This window comes from Microcoleus sp. FACHB-SPT15 (assembly GCF_014849525.1).
GTDB lineage: Bacteria > Cyanobacteriota > Cyanobacteriia > Cyanobacteriales > Coleofasciculaceae > Symplocastrum > Symplocastrum torsivum.
On sequence record NZ_JACJNU010000031.1, the window covers coordinates 1 to 18,821 of the forward strand.

Annotated in this window: 13 protein-coding genes; 6 read left to right on the top strand and 7 right to left on the bottom strand. The window is 44.0% G+C overall.

Translation table 11 applies throughout. The features are described 5' to 3' along the window. Positions 1–83 precede the first annotated feature (83 nt). Complete coding sequence (locus H6F98_RS10735; protein WP_192218679.1) at positions 84–1,070, bottom strand: mechanosensitive ion channel family protein; 987 nt, start codon at positions 1,068–1,070, stop codon at positions 84–86. Between the two features lie 87 nt (positions 1,071–1,157). Between H6F98_RS10735 and H6F98_RS10740 the strand changes: the two genes are divergently transcribed. Continuing rightward, positions 1,158–1,472, top strand: coding sequence for an antibiotic biosynthesis monooxygenase (locus H6F98_RS10740; protein ID WP_192218680.1), 315 nt, complete (start codon positions 1,158–1,160; stop codon positions 1,470–1,472). A 176-nt stretch (positions 1,473–1,648) separates the two neighbouring features. Here the strand turns inward: H6F98_RS10740 and H6F98_RS10745 are convergent, their stop codons facing one another. After that, positions 1,649–3,070: an isochorismate synthase MenF gene (locus tag H6F98_RS10745; protein WP_192218681.1), complete on the bottom strand. Its 1,422-nt coding sequence runs from the start codon at positions 3,068–3,070 to the stop codon at positions 1,649–1,651. 415 nt (positions 3,071–3,485) lie between these two features. On the opposite strand from H6F98_RS10745, the gene menA reads away from it, so the two are divergent. From menA to H6F98_RS10765, 4 genes are all read left to right on the top strand, one after another. Further along, positions 3,486–4,385, top strand: coding sequence for a 2-carboxy-1,4-naphthoquinone phytyltransferase (gene menA / locus H6F98_RS10750; RefSeq protein ID WP_192218682.1), 900 nt, complete (start codon positions 3,486–3,488; stop codon positions 4,383–4,385). 8 nt (positions 4,386–4,393) lie between these two features. After that, positions 4,394–5,542, top strand: a complete 1,149-nt coding sequence (locus tag H6F98_RS10755; protein WP_242058477.1) for an o-succinylbenzoate synthase — start codon at positions 4,394–4,396, stop codon at positions 5,540–5,542. Next, positions 5,527–6,945 carry a 2-succinylbenzoate--CoA ligase gene (locus H6F98_RS10760; protein WP_192218683.1) on the top strand — a complete coding sequence of 473 codons (1,419 nt, stop codon included), beginning with the start codon at positions 5,527–5,529 and terminating at the stop codon, positions 6,943–6,945. Before H6F98_RS10755 ends, H6F98_RS10760 begins: the two co-directional genes overlap by 16 nt. 202 nt (positions 6,946–7,147) lie before the next feature. Next, a complete protein-coding gene (locus tag H6F98_RS10765; RefSeq protein WP_192218684.1) occupies positions 7,148–7,741 on the top strand; it encodes a type IV pilin-like G/H family protein in 594 nt (197 codons plus the stop codon). Here H6F98_RS10765 and H6F98_RS10770 read toward each other — a convergent pair. The 5 genes from H6F98_RS10770 to H6F98_RS10790 all read right to left on the bottom strand — a co-directional run bounded on the left by H6F98_RS10770 (position 7,727) and on the right by H6F98_RS10790 (position 15,983). Then, positions 7,727–9,010, bottom strand: a complete 1,284-nt coding sequence (locus H6F98_RS10770; protein WP_192218685.1) for a serine/threonine-protein kinase — start codon at positions 9,008–9,010, stop codon at positions 7,727–7,729. The genes H6F98_RS10765 and H6F98_RS10770 overlap by 15 nt on opposite strands. 138 nt (positions 9,011–9,148) lie before the next feature. Beyond that, positions 9,149–11,188, bottom strand: a complete 2,040-nt coding sequence (locus tag H6F98_RS10775) for a protein kinase domain-containing protein (protein ID WP_192218686.1) — start codon at positions 11,186–11,188, stop codon at positions 9,149–9,151. A gap of 127 nt (positions 11,189–11,315) precedes the next feature. After that, a complete protein-coding gene (locus H6F98_RS10780) occupies positions 11,316–11,729 on the bottom strand; it encodes a thioesterase family protein (RefSeq protein WP_192218687.1) in 414 nt (137 codons plus the stop codon). A 153-nt stretch (positions 11,730–11,882) separates the two neighbouring features. Continuing rightward, complete coding sequence (locus tag H6F98_RS10785; RefSeq protein WP_192218688.1) at positions 11,883–12,713, bottom strand: SWIM zinc finger family protein; 831 nt, start codon at positions 12,711–12,713, stop codon at positions 11,883–11,885. Positions 12,714–12,740: 27 nt separating this feature from the next. Further along, entirely contained in the window at positions 12,741–15,983 is a 3,243-nt protein-coding gene (locus tag H6F98_RS10790; RefSeq protein WP_192218689.1) for a DEAD/DEAH box helicase, read from the bottom strand. Between the two features lie 184 nt (positions 15,984–16,167). Between H6F98_RS10790 and H6F98_RS10795 the strand changes: the two genes are divergently transcribed. Next, positions 16,168–18,315: a polyribonucleotide nucleotidyltransferase gene (locus H6F98_RS10795; RefSeq protein WP_192218690.1), complete on the top strand. Its 2,148-nt coding sequence runs from the start codon at positions 16,168–16,170 to the stop codon at positions 18,313–18,315. Positions 18,316–18,821 lie beyond the last annotated feature (506 nt).

The following is an 18,821-nucleotide window of genomic DNA, read 5'->3' on the forward strand; positions in this document are numbered from 1 at the left end:
GCTTTTGATTTGCTGGGCGTGAGTGTATTTTGTACCCAGTAAAGTCGGGGGATTTCTTGCCCTTACTTCAGTCACAGCATGGGTTATGGCGATTTGTCAAAGGGGAACTTCAGTTTAGGGCTTGATGAAGTGGTTGTCTCCCGACGGGCTTTGCCGTTTGCTTCCTCACCTGAGTTATCTTTGTCAAACCAAGCGCCTAAGGCTTCAGAATAGCGGATATTTATATCTCGCTGAGGGAAAGGAATTTCAATACCCCGTTGACGTAATTCATGCTCAATGTGAAAGTGCAAGGTACTCTTAATTGGGTCACTATTTTCGGGTTCATTGATCCAAACTAATAATTCAAAATTTAAAGAACTATCTCCAAAACTTTTAAACCATACTTTTGGGGAAGGATTGTATAAGACACCTGATTCCATCCGGGCAGCAGATAAAAGCGCTTCTGTCACTAATACAGGTTCAGTGCCATAGGCAACTCCAACTGGAATATGAATACAACAAGTTGGGTCTTGATAGCTCCAGTTAATAATATTATTCTCAACAAAACGGATATTAGGAACGATAACAAAAACGCCATCAATAGTACGAACAATAGTAGAGCGGATAGAAATCTTTTCTACAGTTCCTAATAAATCATCAACTTCAATAAAGTCTCCCACTTTAATCGGTTGTTCAACAAGTAGCGTTAAGCCACTGATAAAATTACTCGCTAGGTTCTGCAATCCAAAACCTACCCCAATCCCTACAACACCCGCAAATACAGTGAGAGAACTGAGGTTTATCCCAGCGGTTTGGAGGACAATGACAAACCCTAAAGCAGCTAAGAGATAGTGAATGACAGCAGCAAGAGCTTCTCGGCTTCCCCGGCTCATGCCCATTCGTGCCAATACTCCTCGGTTAATCCACTCACTAATAAAGCGAGAAACAACGAAGGCAGTTAGGGCTAATAAAATTAGTGTGGCGATTAAACCAAGCGAGAAATGCTTGTCGCCAATAACAAAAAGCTCAGCAGTAAATAGATGAGATAAATCTTTTAAGATTTCCTGTGCTTGTATGACAATCCAATTCATCGCTTAGTAAATCCCCTTTAAGAGCTACTTGCGCTAAGCTTAACAAACTTCTTCTTAGCTACCCATCCAAAACTACCTCTTAAAGTGATGATTCTTGAAGCCGTAATGTTGAAGGTCCAGCCAGGTTTAGAAAATGATTTTGAGGCAGCTTTTAAAGACGCTTCTAAAATTATCTCGTCAATGAACGGCTATTTATCCCATGAACTTCATCGATGTCTTGAAATCAAAGGGAAATACTTACTCTTAGTAAAATGGCAAAATTTGGAAGATCATACGATTGGATTTAGAATTTCTCCTGAGTATCAGGAGTGGAAAAAACTACTTCACCATTTTTATAATCCCTTCCCCATTGTCGAGCATTTTGAAGCAGTAGCACTTGAGGCTTCATATCAACTTGACTAACTATTACGAGTATTTAACGCCAGAAGACTCACTACAAAGTGAGTAGGAAGGCATAAATGAAGATAACTCTGCAAAGAAAGATAAACGAGGTTCAAACCCTCTTATCATCTGCCCTTTACCCTTTGCCTTCTACCTTGACTCAATGACAAATATTTATGACTACCTACTTAGCTAGATTAAGCTAAAGCTCTTAAAAGCGCCTGTAGTTTTAGCTGAATTTCTACTAACTCTTTTTCTGGAGCGGAACCTGCAACAATACCAGCACCTGCGTAGAGTCTAGCTTTTGAACCTTCAATTAAAGCAGAGCGTATTCCTACAATAAACTCACTATTCCCCTGATAGTCTACCCAGCCTAGTGGGGCAGCATACAAGCCTCGATCAAAGTGTTCGTAGTGAAGAATATGTCTAAGCACAACATCTGTAGGAACACCAGCAACCGCTGGAGTCGGATGCAGTTTTGCCACAATATCTAAGGGATGCACATCAGTGGGAACTAACGCTTGGATTGGTGTCCATAAATGCTGAATATTTGACAGTTGTAACAGTTGAGGTGTCGGTAGTAACTGAGGTACTAACCCTAACTGAGCGAGGCGTTTGGTGATAAAATCAAGCACGAATTGATGTTCACGCCTCTCTTTTGGACTAAGAAGTAATTGATGAGCAAAGGCGGCATCCTCGCCTCTTGTTTTGCCTCGTGGTGCAGAACCTGCTAAAGCATCCGTTACTAACTGCTTGTTGTGAATACTAATCAGGCGTTCAGGACTTGCACCAATGAAGTTTTGTCCTTTCCCATTACTAGTCGAAAAAATGTAGCAATCTGGATGACGCTTTCGTAAATTCTTAAGGGAGTTAATCAGGTTAAACGGTTGTGGTGAAAGAACATCAATTGCGTTAGCAAGAACAACTTTACTAAATTGATTCGTCTGGATTGACTTTAAAGCAGAAGAAACAGCCAGCTTAAACCACTCTGTATTGTTTGAATCCTGCTTAATTAACTGTGCTAATTTAGTCTCATTTGAGTTTGCAAGGCTATGTCCAGACCAGCTAATAGTTCTAAACTGTCTGCATAAGCTCTCTACTAATAATTCAAGATTAACTTTTGAACTGATTTCAACATTAGCAACTAAGACACAAGTATCGTTTTGTATGGAAACTTGCCAGCGTGGCAGGAAAACGGTGGCAGAGGGGAAAGGAGTGTCAACAGTTAAATTATTTTCAAAAAAGGTAAAACTACAGAAAAAGTGAGAACCAGAGAATGGTAAATTTAAGATACCATTACTGATTGTATTTTTCAGGCAGTGCTGGATGAACTGCTGAGCTTTAGAAAAGCGATCGCATCCTTCTACTTGCAACGATACAGCAGCATCAATAGCTGCGATCGCTTCTTGTTTGCGTCGGTTTTCCCAGTAAAATTGCAGTTGGTTCGGTTTTGCGATCGCTTGTAAGACAGCCAACGGGTCAAGCCGCTGCATTTCTTGAGAAATACTAACAATTTGTGGACAATCTTTTGCAATAGATTGCTGTTTCCCCACTGAGAGAATTTGATACAGCTGTTTGTGATCTTGAAAGAGATTGGCACAAAATGAGGTGACTGTCATAGAAGCTAGAGATAAGTAAATTTTTTTGAAGTTCTGTTCTAAAGACCGATTGACAATGGTGGGATGTCTAAAGGGACATACTTGCTCCCTACCTAACCCCTAGTGTCGATTGACACCTTCGCTCCCGCTTTACACCCCCAGTCGCCTCCTCGATTGGGTAGCTGAACACCTTACTGACAGCACAGATGAGCAATTCTGTAATGCCAACTTACTTATGGTACCGAAGAAACTATCACCTGCTAGGTGATCAGTGGTGTTGTCAGCGATGTAAGGAGACGACGAACTCCAAGTCTCCCTTGAGTCTGGTAGTCAATCCCTTACTCAGGTTCTTGTCTGTATCTGAGTATGCACTCACAAAAAAACACAGAAATTTCAGGAATCTCTGAGCTTCTAGTAATTTAATCAATTCTGTCTGATGACTACAAGTTTTGTTGAACAGTCAAACAGTAAATTGTGGCTAGCCGCTATCAAGCCACCCATGTACAGTGTTGCTATCGTACCAATTTGGATAGGAACAGCTGTTGCTTTTGCAGAAACTCGAATGATTCACACAGGAATATTTTCGACGTTTTTAATGTCAGCAATTTTGATTATTGCTTGGCTAAATCTTAGCAATGATGTTTTTGACTCCGAAACCGGAATTGATGAAAATAAAGCGCATTCTCTTGTGAACTTAACAGGGAATAAATCGTTAATTTTCCGGTTGAGTAATTTATTTTTAGCGGTAGGTATCCTGGGCATATTGGCGATCGCCTGGTGGCAGCGAGACTTTACCGTGATTGGCATCATCCTCCTGTGCTGCGCCTTAGGATACAGTTACCAGGGACCACCCTTTCGCTTAGGTTACCAGGGATTAGGGGAAATTATCTGTTTTGTGACCTTTGGTCCGATGGCAGTAGCCGCCGCCTACTACTCTCAGGCGCAAACCTGGTCAATGAACTGTCTTGCTGCCTCTACAATTGTTGGAATTGCCACTAGTGTAATTTTGTTTTGCTCCCATTTTCACCAAGTCAAGGATGACTTGGCGGCGGGAAAGAAGTCGCCAATTGTCCGCCTTGGTACGAAACGAGGTGCCCAAGTCTTACTTTGGTTTGGCAGTAGCATTTACGTTCTCACTACTTTGTTCGTCTTGTTGGGCGTGTTCCCTTTCTGGACGTTACTTGTGTTTGCCAGCTTACCGCTCGCACTGAAGTTATTCCAGCACGTTTCCCAAAATCACGACAAACCAGAGAAGGTTAGTAACTGTAAGTTTATTGCCGTAGCCATGCATTTTTGCAGTGGTATGTTGCTGGGGCTAGGATTCCTCATTGGTTAGTCAAACAAATGACAAAAGACTCCGCAATGCGACTTGAGTTTCGTTCTTATCAACGTCCTTTTGCGCGTGTTCTTTCCACCAGTCACGGCAACTGGGAAGTTCGAGAAGGGATTATCCTTCGTCTTACCGATGAAAATGGGCGGATTGGCTGGGGGGAAATTGCTCCCATCCCCTGGTTTGGTTCAGAAACCCTAGAGCAAGCTAAGGAATTTTGCCAGCAATTACCACCGGAAATTACGGCAACCGACATTTTCTCTATCTCAACTGAACTCCCTGCTTGTCAATTTGGCTTTGAGTGTGCTTGGGGAATGGGCAATGGGGAATTGGGAATTGGGAATTGGGAAGAGGACAAGGGTGATTTTTCTTCCTTGTCTTCCTACTCCTTACCCCCTAGAGCGTATTTTCAAACTTCCCCGTTAAATTCAGATCCCCCCCAAGCCCCCTTATTAAGGGGGGAGAATTTAATCACAGTCCCCCTTAATAAGGGATCGAAGGGTTTGAAAACAGGTACTACTCTTCAGTCTCCAATCACTTACAGCTATCTGTTGCCTACGGGAGAGAAGGCTTTAGAGTCATGGCAAACAGCTTGGAATCAGGAATATCGCACCTTTAAATGGAAAATTGGTGTGGCTTCGATTGAGGATGAACTTAACGTATTTGACCAACTGATTCAAGCATTACCGTCATCAACTCAATTGCGTCTGGATGCGAATGGAGGACTAACTCAGCAAGAAGCAATCCAGTGGCTTCAAGTGTCTGACAAGGCTGGAATAGTAGAGTTTCTGGAACAGCCGCTACCTCCTGAACAGTTCAAGACGATGCTGGAGATGAGTCGCTACTATTCGACACCAATTGCCTTAGATGAATCGGTAGCAACGCTTAATCAGCTAGAAGCGTGTTATCAGCAGGGATGGCGAGGGATTTTTGTGATTAAGCCAAGCATTGCAGGTTCTCCAAAACGCCTTCGTCAATTCTGCCAAGCACACGATATTGATACAGTATTTTCCTCTGTTTTTGAAAGTGCGATCGCAAGACAGGCAGCACTTCAATTAGCGACTGAACTATGCCACCGCAATCGCGCAGTCGGTTTTGGTATTAATTACTGGTTTGACGACAACGATGAAACTTGGCTTGAGCAACTATGGAAGGGACATTAGTTTATCTCAAACAGCGTGCTAACGAGGATTGGTTAATTGGTCATGATAGCCATCAATTTTCCAAGCTAAGTGAACAATTATTCCTAGACTTAACTCAGCAGAAAAACCGAAAGGCACCACTAAAAATTATCGTGGCAGAGCAAGAGCCAGTAAGATTTCTAGCAAGCTTCATTGCTGCCTGTGCTGCTGAATGCTACGTTTTTCTGTGTAATCCCAACTGGGTTGAACAGGAATGGCAACAGGTCTTTAATTTAGTGCAACCCGATGTAGTTTTGGGAGATTTGCCAGTCGTCAGCCCTAAATCGTTAGTCAATTCCTTTCTACCTCCCTTACACCTAAACAACAAACAACCAGCAACAGACAACAAATTGCAAATCATGATTCCCACAGGAGGTTCATCAGGGCAGATTCGCTTTGCCATCCATACTTGGGAAACTTTAATGGCTTCTGTGCGTGGGTTCCACCAATATTTTGGAGAGAAACCGATTAATTCCTTTTGTGTCTTGCCGCTATATCATGTCAGCGGTTTGATGCAATTTCTGCGCTCTTTTACTACAGGTGGGCGAATGGTGATTCTGCCATTCAAAGCTTTAGTCACAGGTGAAGAATATCATCTCGATCCCGGAGAGTTTTTCATCTCCCTAGTACCAACCCAACTTGCACGATTAATCACCCCTGGTTCCTCTACGTGGTTGTCTCGCTTTCAGACGGTACTTTTGGGAGGCGCACCAGCTTGGGCAGAACTTTTAGAACAGGCAAGAGGCTACAACATCCCAGTTGCCCTCACCTACGGTATGACTGAAACGGCTTCCCAAGTCGTTACACTTAAACCCGAAGATTTTTTGAGCGGTAACAACAGTTGTGGTCAAGTTCTACCCCATGCCAGGGTGACAATTCGCAGTTCCACAGATGAAATTTTGGGTGCTAACCAAACAGGAATCGTTACAATTGAGTCTGATTCTCTAGCACTTGGCTATTATCCTCACGGAGAAATCCAAAATCTAAAATCGGATGATTTAGGTTTCTTTGATAAGCAAGGTTACTTGACGATTGTTGGGCGTCGCAGTCACAAAATTATTACTGGTGGTGAAAATGTATTTCCGGCTGAGATAGAAGCCGTAATTCGCTCAACTCAGCTAGTTTCTGATGTCTGTGTGATTGGCTTACCTGATGATTATTGGGGGCAAGCTGTAACTGCTGTTTATGTTCCCAGTTCTTTAAAAGCTTCTCCTACGTTACTTAAAACGGCAGTAGAGAATAAACTCTGTAAATTCAAGCGCCCTAAATATTGGGTTACGGTTGAACATCTGCCGCGTAATGCTCAAGGAAAGGTGAACTATGAGCAGCTAAAGCGATTAACAGCAAATTCCTTGGTTGAGTTACTTCAGGTTAATCAGAAATGACCCAAGCTATCTCTAAAAATTTTCAGCCTCACCTATACGTTGGTTATCACCAATAGCCTCAAAAGCGATCGCTTTTCCTAAATGTCCAAATTGTCATTTATCTTAATTAAAAATTACATTAACCCAACGTATAAGTTACACTCATTTCAACCCTCACATTGAGTCCGCCAATGACTCCGTTAGCTGTAGTAGTATTCCTCCAATGAACCTTGAATCGAAAGCTAAGCTACTGTTGTGTTGTCTTAAGGGAAATAAATCCCAAGGCTTTACCAGAACAGGACTATTGGTAAGAATCCTCCTTTATAGCTGCCTTGCCACCTCTTTAGCCTTAACAGCTTACGATTTTCGCTGCAATCAGTGGTTTAGTTGTACTAACAAAGTCATACAGGCAAAAGCAAAACAGCAAATTGAGGCAGCCAATAAGGCGCATCAAGCCTATTTTTTACAAAACGGCAGATTTACAAATTCCTGGATAGATTTAGGTCTAATCATTCAAACAGAAACAGATTACTATATCTACCAAATCTCGTCTCCTATGGGACCCGTTCAAACCTCAAACGATCCGAAAAACGCTGAGCCATTTTTTGAGAGTGTTATTACCACAGCTCTATCTAAAAAAAAATCTAGTAGTTATATAGGAGCCGTTTTTTCAATTAAACAATATGGTAACTATGAAGCCACTACCATTGCCAATATTTGTGAATTTGATCAACCCTTTTCTCTTCCTACTACTATGCCAACTCTAACCAATGGAGAAATCCAGTGTCCTACAGGTTCACGACTATTGAACAGGTAAGACGGTAAGATATTTCTGGGCGACTTTTTGACCATCTAGATAAAATTCAAATGTCCAATTACCCGGAATATCAATTTCAGGATTAAACTGATACCAACACCAAGTCTGTAATCTATTTCTTGAAGCTCGGAGACTTGCTTGACCTGTATAGACAAGCTTTTTATTACCATCTAATATTCTACAAACGCTATTATAATCTCGATTATCTAAAGGATAGAAGTTGCCACTAAAGTAAAGTCGTTCGGCATTAATTGGAATAATTTTTAGAGTATGGTTTGAATTTAAATCTGAAGTAAATAAAACTTCACTAGTTGGAGAAAGCTTTTGTATAGCAACTTGAGGTAGGTTAACTTTTGTTTTAAAACTAATAAATTCAAGTCCAACTATAGCCAAGGTAGCAACACTAAGGGTCGCTAAACTCAACGTTATCGGTAGAACTAAATTTTTCCTCTTAGGTTTACAAAGCACATCAAGGGGCATGAGAGCATTTAAGGCTTCACCTGCGTCAGAATAGCGTTTTTTGAAGTTGGGTTCTACCATTTTTTGTAACCAGTCAACCCAATCTGAACTTAACTTAGGTATTTTCTGCTTAAAATTGATTTGACCTGAATCATCAATCAAGCTACCAATCTCAGTTGAAGTTGTGCCAGTTAGCAAGCATATCAACGTAGCCCCTAACCCATATAAATCAGAAGCCTTTGTCAGTTGCCGATTGAATAATTGCTCCGGTGGCATAAAGCCTAATGTTCCCTTAACAACGCTACTGATAGCAACTTCTCCACCTCCCAAACGAGCAAAGCCAAAATCCACAAGAGTTACATTTAATTGGTCATCTACCAAGATATTGTCAGGTTTAATATCTCGATGAATTACTGGAGGAATCTGCTGAGTTTGCAGGTACTTAAGAATATTGAGGATGGAGATAGCAATTTGCTTAACGTCTTGAGGGGAAAAGTAACGAGATACAAGTAAGGAAGGCGCATTTTTATATTCCTGCACCATGCAAAAGCCAGCCGTTGTGGGAAAGGAATCGAGGTAACGAGGAATGCTAGGATGGTCTAGTCTTTTGAGAACTTGAATCTCTTGCTCATAGGCTTCATACTCTGACCAACTAGCAACAAATTGAGCAAATTGAAAGTGTTTAATGACAACTGGTGTTGAAGTATTAATTTCGTTAGCGAGATAGGTAACACGACCCCCAGCACGATTGTGTCCCAGTTCTCGAATGACTTGATAACCGTAGTTTGAGAAATCAGGAAAATTACTCATATCAGTTTTTGGGGAATGGGGAATGGGGAATAGGTAGAAACTTAGGTGTACCTCACTGAAACAGAATTGCTATACACCAGTAGAGAAAGAAACAAGCAACTAGTAATCAATAACCAACAACTAACAACTAACAACCAATTATGGTTTAACAAGGTGTGCAATAGAACGGCGATATTTAGCAATCAATCTAGCTCTCTTTAGAAAAATTAGGTTTACTAAAGGGATACTAGTTCCAGTGATGGCAATAAATAGTATTCCTACTACAGCAGCAATTTTTAATGGTTCTAACCCGTTAATTTGGGACATAACTATAGCGCTAACAGGCATCACAGTTCCTAAACTGATGCCTAACCCCGCACACAGAAGTGCAGCAAGGGTAGCATCTTTCTTAGAAAATCCTCTTGCCGTTTGATGCTCAACTACACTTCTTACTACAGGCAGCATTATACCAACCGTCCAAACGGTAGTAAAAAGACCCGAAAAGATTGGTACTGCAACGAACATGAAAAATTTATGTGAACTACCTACAATCCCAACTAATGTAATTATTGCGACTAACCAAGAAGCACTCAAACGGCTTAACTTATCTGTAATAACAACCCAAATTGAAGCTCCAACCACAGCCCCAGTTGCTGCCCCAATCAAGGTAACAGTAGGCGCAACTAACGCTCCAAACGTAACTCCCACTAAAACTCCAATAGTAGTACCAGAAAGTACTCCTTTTACATTTGCATCAACATTAGTTACTACCATGTCGATTACGACGAGTCCAGTAACTAGTCCGGGTACAAGAAAAAAGTTCAAAGGACTGTTGGGATTACCTATTGAGCAAAGTAGCCAGCTAAAAAACCAGAATACAAAGCACAGCGTGGGAAATTCATAATTCAGTTGTTGGTTTTCGGGGAGAGTTGCTGTTTGAACTTGAATTGCGATCGCACAAGTATCTGGTGTTGTATTAGTGCGTAATAAAATCTGACGATTGTAGGTTTGACTAGCCAGTAACCTACTCGTATCTACAAAGACTTTGCACTCAACCTGATTGCCCTCAAACCTCCTAGACTGAAACGAAATCCAAGCATGGCCATCTGGAGTATGAGGTGGGTCGTTCGGATGTGGTGCTACAGTCCAACTCCCCGCTAGCAACGTTTCTGGTATTGGATTACTAACCGTGATACTTTGGCTAACCTTTTCACCAAATTCTGAAGCACTCAACTTTAGAGAGTCGCGGCTGAGTCTAACCTTGGGTAAACGATTAACATCAAGTGGCTTGAGGACAGCAAGCGCAGAAGCCGCACTGCTGTAACGTTCTTGTGGTCTAGGTTCTACCATTTTTGAGAGCCAGTTCAGCCACCCGCGTTGGAATGGTGGCACCAAATGCTGGAAATGAAGGCGGTAGTTAGCATCAATTAAGTTACCGATATCAATCGATTTAGTGCCAGTCAGTAAGCAAATCAGCGTTACGCCTAAACCGTAAACATCAGACGCTTGGGTTAGCTGCCGATTGAATAGCTGTTCTGGCGGCATAAATCCCAATGTGCCTTTAACAACACTACTAACTGCAACTTCTCCATCTCCCACACGAGCAAAACCAAAATCGACAAGATAAACATTGAGAGAGTTTGGATAATCGCCCTCGTCAAGCAAGAGGTTTTCTGGTTTAATATCCCGGTGAATAACAGGGGGATTTTGAGATTGTAAATAAACCAAAATCTCTAAGACAGCAATAGCAATTTGCTTAATTTCTTGGGGTGAAAAGTGACGAGGTTTGCTTAATGATTGAGCATTTTTGTACTCCTGAACCATGCAGAAGCCATCAGGAGTTTGGAAGGAATTGAGATAACGAGGAATGCCAGGATGATTGAGTTGACGCAACATGCTAATTTCCTGCTCATAAGCATCGTACTCTGCCCAGCTAGTCCCAAACTGAGCAAACTGAAACTGCTTAATCACCACTGCAACTTCTTTTACTTCCCCGACTTCTCTCCTATCAAGAAAGTCTGCCTGCGTAGAATCACCACAAGCCCAAGTGATAATCTCCCCCTGCTTCCCCTGCCTCCCCTGCTTATTTTCCTCAGAGATAGTCCTTGCCAGGTAAGTAACTCTCCCACCAATGTGATTGTGACCCAGTTCTCTGATAACTTGATAGCCGTAGCGGGAAAAATCTGGCAAGTTGCTCATGACAAGAAGAGAGACGGATGGGAATCTATTTTATGCGATCGCCTTAGTTAAATAAGGTTAACTTAATCACACTGTAATTACTTTCACCGTCTAAAATTTCTACTAGTGATAAACTTGGCAACCTTTGCTAGTTAGAGTTAACACTGAGCCATTTTATGATTCCCTCAGGTAGCTGAGTTTTGGTTCTGGTAGTTGGATTAATGCAAACGTGCCTGGTGATTGCCTGAGCTAATGGCTGTTCTGATGAAGAAGCGGCAATAATGTGATAACCAATCTCAAACTTAGTATCCCCCAACTTTTGGGGTGTCAAGTAAATTTGCAGTTCGTCACCACAAAACATCGGGCGAAAGAAATCTACACTTGCATGAACAATTGGAATCGCAACCGTAGGTTGGGTAAAAAACAACTTGAGATTAATGCCTGATACTGCTAATGAGGCTTCGTAGGCTTCATGACACATAGACAAAACATTAGCAAAGTAGACAACACCAGCAGCATCAGTATCTCGAAAGTGAACTGTACGATTGTAGGTAAATGACATCTAGGGAAAGGGGCTAATTTCAGAAGGCAGAGGGCTTTATGTTCTGTTCTTTATGGGATTGTAACCCTTGCTCCGCAACGGTTCAGCCAGAAGGTTCGTTTCTTCAGCCTCAGATAAATCTATAGAAGCCATCTGCCCTCTGCCTTTCTTTGTTCAACTTTCGTCTCGGTTAAGTGCTGACATTACAGCCTGCTGGCTAACAGTTTGATAAGCCGTTTTTAGATACTGCATCACCGCTTGAGCATCAGCAGAAGCTAAAGGAATCGTTCCCAAAACATCCAAAACGGTACGGCTGTCTGGTGGAGGCACAATGACAACCAGGGAAGAATCTAGCGGTTCGTCGTATTGCCAAAATTGCTCAATGTTGAGTGAAGATTGGGGGTTAGAGGTTGGGGATTTGGGGCTAGGGATTGGAGGTTGTGGTGCTTCTGGACTTGGGTGTTCTGCTACTCCGGTACTCCGTCGCCGCCGTAAATCGTCGAGGATTTGCTCTTTTGTGCGTCCCCGTAATTGGAATAATACAAAAGGGTCTTCACTAAAGCGATCGCCTAATTGATAGTAAATTGCCCCAATATGTTTACAAGGATTTTGGGGGTCAGGGCAACTGCACCGCGAATGAATATCCGATAACGTAAAGGGAAACAAGCTCAAACCATTAGCTGTAAAGACTTGTTCGATATTATGTGGCATCTCTCCTGCCAATAGCTGAGCCGAGTAAATCGCTTGTTCTGCCATCGTTTCCACGACATAATTCCAGTCTTCCTCAGTAAAAGGGTCAATCGAGAGGGAAACTTGATACGGCTCTGGAGCTGTGCCTTGTACCTTGGCTAAAACCTCTGGTCCCTTAAACTCAATACTGAGAACATTGCCTTCTTTAGCATATTTACGTGCTCTTTCCAAACGTTTTTTGAAGCGGTAGGAATTAAGTAAATCATTCCACTGCTGCACCCACCATTCTTGGCTTTCAATCTCGTAATTTGTCATTGGTTGTTGGTTGCTCCTGAGGGGTGGTCAATCTTCATCAATCACGGCATTCCGGTCAAGGAGTAAAAGCGATCGCAATTGGTCAGTATCCATTTCTGTCAACCACTCTTCACCCGCATCTACCGTTTGTTCTGCAAGTTGTTTCTTGCTGTCCATAATCTCGTTGATACGTTCTTCCAACGTGCCAGTACAAACAAATTTATGTACCTGAACGTTGCGGGTTTGACCAATCCGAAAAGCACGGTCAGTGGCTTGGTTTTCCACCGCTGGATTCCACCATCTGTCAACATGGAAGACATGATTGGCTCGTGTCAGGTTTAGTCCTGTACCACCTGCTTTCAGTGAGAGAATAAGTAATCTTGGGCCTTCGGGGTCATTCTGAAAACGGTCAATCATCTCCTCTCGTTGCTGTTTTTTCGTTGCTCCATATAAGAACAACGTTTCTCCACCCAATTGTTTTTCTAGATACGGTTGCAGGAGTTTGCCCCATTCAGCAAATTGAGTGAAGATTAAAGCGCGATCGCCTTCTGAAATTGCCTCTTCTAGCATTTCCTGTAAACGCAGCAATTTACCTGAGCGTTTGGGAGTCCCTAAGCCTTTTTCCTTCAAGTATTGCGCCGGGTGGTTACAGACTTGCTTGAGCCGCAACAGCAATGTCAAAATTAGCCCTCGCCGCTTGATGCCATCTGCTTCTTCAATCTCAACTAGAGACTCATCCACCAACTTTTGATAAAGCGCTGCCTGTTCTGCTGAGAGTCCACAGAAGACATTCATCTCCTGTTTTTCAGGTAAGTCTTGAATGATTTCTTTATCCGTTTTGAGACGGCGAAGGATGAAAGGTTGAACAAGCGATCGCAACGTCTGCAACGAATCCCTATCCCCAAACTTCTCAATCGGCATTGCAAAGCGGCGTTGGAAAAACTGCTGATTGCCCAAATACCCTGGATTGAGAAAATCCAGAATAGACCACAGTTCGGACAAGCGATTTTCTACAGGCGTTCCCGTTAGCGCAATGCGAAATCCCGATTGTAGCTGCCGTACCGTCTGCGACTGCTTTGCCCCAGGATTTTTGATATTCTGTGCCTCATCCAAGACAACCCCCTGCCAGGAGACATCTTGAAGGGTTGAAGCGTCCCGAAACACCAAAGGATAACTAGTAATCACCAAATGCTTATCCTTAACTGCCTTAGCAAAGGCTTTACCTTTAAGTCGCTTATCTCCGTGGTGAACTACTGCTTTTAGCGAGGAACCAAATTTTTTGACTTCCCGTTCCCAGTTTCCTAGCACCGAAGTTGGGCAAACAACAAGCGTTGGTGACTCTAACGCCTCCTGCTCTTTTAGATGCAGTAGAAAAGCAATAAGCTGGGGTGTTTTTCCTAGTCCCATATCGTCTGCGAGACAAGCACCCATTCCCCAACGTTCCAGGAAAGCTAGCCAACTAACCCCTCGTATTTGATAAGGTCGTAAAGTCCCATGAAAACCTTCGGGTGTCTCAATGGGCTTAATTGACTGATTACCTGTGAGATTAGTAATCAATTCTTGCAAAGCTCCGGATGCCTCAAAATGAACCACTGGAAGTTTTGCCAGAGTAGTTGTATCACCAGTACTGAGGCGCAAAGCATCTTCTACAGAGAGACTCATTTGGTCATTTGATGCGACAAACACCGCTTGGGCAGCGCGGACATCTGAAGGCTGTAGGGCAATCCACTCACCATCAACTTCCACTAGCGGAGACTGTTGTGCCATTAGGCGGTCAAACTCTTTTTTCGAGATTCGTTTGTCACCAATCGCGAGTTCCCATTTGAACTTTAAGAGACTGTGCAATCCCAAGCGCTCTTTTTTATTCGGCTGCGGTACCTCCGCACTAATGCTGATTCCTAAGCGTCTTGCTCCTGCACCTGGTGCCAATCCTGGTGGTAGAACAATCCCTAAGCCATTATCTTGTAACCGCCATGCACTTGCCTTGATGAACTCATACACATCTATTGGTGTTAGCTCACAAGATTGAGGGCGTGGTTCGTGTAGGCTGCGTTCGATAGGAGGATAGAGTCGGGTAGCCAACCCTAAGCCTCTGAGGAATGTTTCCTGAGGCTGCTCAATAATTCGCCCTTGATACTCCAATTGCTCGACTGGCTGACTCCAAATTGTCCCAGCATCAACCAAAACGTCTGGGTTATCAACCGCTTGCAAGCAATACTTTAACTGCCAGTTCGTCTCACTCGATTTTGGCGGTTGCAACACAAAGCAGACATGCCATAAGTTTTGCTCCAACGTTTGAGAGGTTAGTGCAACTAGGTTCTGTTGCACTGGTGTTGTCCAGGTAGAGAGTGCAGCTTCCAGTCGCGCGACTGCCTCTGTGGGTGCCTCAAGTGTGTCAGAGGGTGTTGAGAGCATCCGCATCCAGTCCTGAATAGGAGCTTCTGCTGCGGGTATTGCCTGAGCCTCTACCCAACTACGGACTTGGGCATCAATAGCACTACTCAAGAAGGCAAGTAACAATTCCTGTGGGGAGATTGGAGATTGGGAAAACTTGGAAGATGTGAGAGAAGCGTCTTCTACTCCTCCTTGTCCCCCCTCCCTACTCCCCATTCCCTCATAACCACGGCAAGCTGATGGCATGAGTTGGGTGAACTTGTCCAGACGCGCTTGATCAACCGCACTATCAAGTAAGGGTTGCCAACGGGCAACAACATTGCCATTGATCTGTCGATAGACTCCCGGTAAAAATTTACAGCGAGCGAGTAAATCCAAACTCCAGCGCATCACCTGAGACCAAAAGCGCAAATCTCCTCCCACATAAGCATCTGAGGTCTTAAAAGAGCCAAGAGGTAGCGCTTGTAGCAGTTTCACTGCTTCTAACGGCTCCAGAGAAAATCCCTCAACTTCCCAAAGCTGAAGGCTCACAGGTGAAGTTTCTGTACCGTATAAGTCATTTCTAGTAGAGAGTAGTGGGTAGGCGGCTTCGCTAGTTGATTCGGCTTGAGTTGGAAGGGCAAGAACTTGAGCTTGCCATTTGTGTTGTTGATTTTCTCGCCCACCATTACGGCTACCTTGGCGAGAACTTCCAGACACTTCCAGAAGCTGATCGATCGCAAGACGATGAGAACGCAAAAAAGTAATTAACTCTTCTTGCGTCATTGCAAACGGATGAGCAGAAGCACCACTAGATGATGGAGATTCTACCTTCGTCATTGTTCGCCAGGTTTCTCCCCAAATAAACAGATGACCACCCCTCTCGTGAGGTATCCAACTACCATGTAAAATTGCCATGCTTAAAGAGATTTGAGATTTGAGATTTGAGTTTTAATGAGTGGCTTGTCGCTTAACCAGTATTTTCTACCTAGGTATTTTTTGACATTTTAAATAACCCTTATCGACCTCAAAGCAGCCCCAGTACATAAGTGCTACGATTGCGACAGAGAAAAAAACATGATAAAGAAGGACGAAGTACTGAATGGTAGAGTTAGACAAGTCAATATCCTTCGATGGACGGGATATTCGACTGAAAGTGGGTCTACTTGCCCCACAAGCCGGGGGGTCCGTGCTGATTCAGTCGGGAGATACAGCAGTTTTGGTGACAGCGACACGCTCTGGTGGCAGAGAGGGTATTGATTTTCTTCCCTTGTTAGTTGACTACGAGGAAAGACTGTATGCAGCAGGTCGAATTCCGGGTGGTTTCCTGCGGCGGGAAGGGCGTCCCCCAGAGAAAGTGACGCTTACAAGTCGTTTGATTGACCGTCCCTTACGCCCCTTGTTTCCCGGCTGGCTGCGAGACGATATTCAGATCGTAGCAACTACGCTGTCAATGGATGAACAAGTGCCGCCTGATGTTTTAGCGGTAACAGGTGCGTCCATTGCTGTCTTGCAAGCCAAGATTCCCTTCTATGGTCCAATGGCAGCCGTGCGTGTGGGTTTGGTGGGAGATGATTTTATCATCAACCCAACCTACAAAGAAATTGAGGCAGGAGACTTGGATTTAATTGTCGCTGGTTCCCCCGATGGCGTGATCATGGTGGAAGCTGGGGCGAACCAACTGCCGGAGCAAGATATCATTGAGGCAATTGACTTCGGTTACGAAGCCGTACAGGATTTGATTGAAGCGCAACGTGAGTTGATGGCAGCGTTGGGAATTGAGGTGACTGTTGAGGAACGTCCAGAAGAAGATTCGTCGTTAGAGCAATTTATACGCGATCGCACGACAACTCAAATCAAAGAAATCCTCACCAGATTTGAGCTGGACAAAAACGCTCGCGATACAGCATTAGACGAGGTTAAGGAAAATTCTGTCATAGCCGCGATCGCCGAACTGCCAGAAGAAGACTCGATCCGAGTGGCAGCGACTGAAGATAGCAAAGCAGTTGGCAAGGTGTTCAAAGACCTTACCAAAAAGCTAATGCGCCGTCAGATTGTTGAAGATGGCGTCCGGGTTGATGGTCGTAAGTTGGATGAAGTCCGTCCAGTTGCTTGTCAGGTTGGTTTATTGCCTCGACGGGTTCATGGTAGCGGCTTATTTAACAGAGGATTGACCCAAGTCTTATCTACAGTAACCTTGGGAACCCCAGGCGATGCTCAAAAGCTGGATGACCTAAATCCAGAAGAAGATAAGCGCTATCTCCATCACTACAATTTCCCCCCCTATTCAGTGGGTGAAACGAAGCCAATGCGATCGCCTGGACGGCGTGAAATTGGTCATGGTGCGCTCGCCGAACGCGCCATAGTCCCCGTGTTGCCTCCCCAAGAAGACTTTCCCTACGTGCTTCGGGTTGTTTCGGAGGTGCTTTCCTCCAATGGTTCAACCTCGATGGGTTCAGTTTGTGGGTCTACCCTCGCTCTGATGGATGCGGGTGTTCCGATTACGAAGCCTGTCAGTGGGGCAGCAATGGGTTTAATTAAGGAAGGGGATGAAGTCCGGATTCTCACCGATATTCAAGGCATTGAAGATTTTCTCGGTGACATGGACTTCAAAGTTGCAGGTACCGACACGGGTGTCACAGCCTTGCAAATGGACATGAAAATCACTGGCTTGCCCATGGATGTCATTGCCAAGGCAATTGAACAAGCTCGACCCGCACGAATCCATATCTTAGAGAAGATGCTAGCGGCAATCGACAAACCCCGTGAGGAGATGTCACCCTTTGCACCACGTCTATTGACTCTGAAGATTGACCCAGAACTGATTGGACTAATTATCGGGCCTGGCGGTAAGACCATCAAGGGCATTACCGAGCAAACTGGGGCAAAGGTGGATATTGAAGACGACGGTACAGTTACTGTCTCCGCCGTAGATGGCGAAAAGGCGAAACGGGCACTTGGCATCATTCAGGGCATGACCCGTAAGCTCAATGAAGGAGATGTTTACGTGGGTCGTGTTACTCGAATTATTCCGATTGGTGCCTTTGTGGAAGTACTGCCTGGAAAAGAAGGCATGATTCACATTTCTCAACTCGCTGACTATCGAGTTGGCAAAGTAGAGGATGAAGTGGCTGTTGGGGATGAAGTGATTGTCAAAGTGCGGGAGATTGACAACAAAGGTCGTCTGAATCTCACACGCTTAGGTATTCATCCTGATGAAGCGGCGGCTGCACGGGAAGGGGCGAAGTAGAGGGGTTAGAAACTATTAACTCGCTCCCCCATTGAATGATTGAGGGATTGGAGTTATACCAATTTCATAAAATAGCGCTACAAATTGACCCCCACTACCCCCTTATCAATGGGAGAACAAGAAAAGTATCTGTAGCAAGTATTTAGGAAATTGGTATTAGTAGTTATAGCAGTAGCCACGAATGTCAGGACATTAAGAGGAGAAGAGCGTTCCTTAACTAGAGCCGCTTTGACCGAAAGCTGACCGCTGATGGCTATAGTGGGAATTTCAGTAGTAGGGTGCATCATGGCATCCGTGCCAATTTAAGCTCAGGCGAATCGAATTCGCGGCTACATAAACGAAGTCTGCCGTCGCGGACTAAGGATCAATCAAGGTTTCTGTAACCCGCGCAGGCGGGTTTTGTTTGTATAGCTGCGGTTTCAACCGCCAAGCTGACTTAAGTTGACACGAATGGCGTCATGACGCACCCTACAGGTAGAGGTTCTGCATAAGTCCAGACCTTTCAC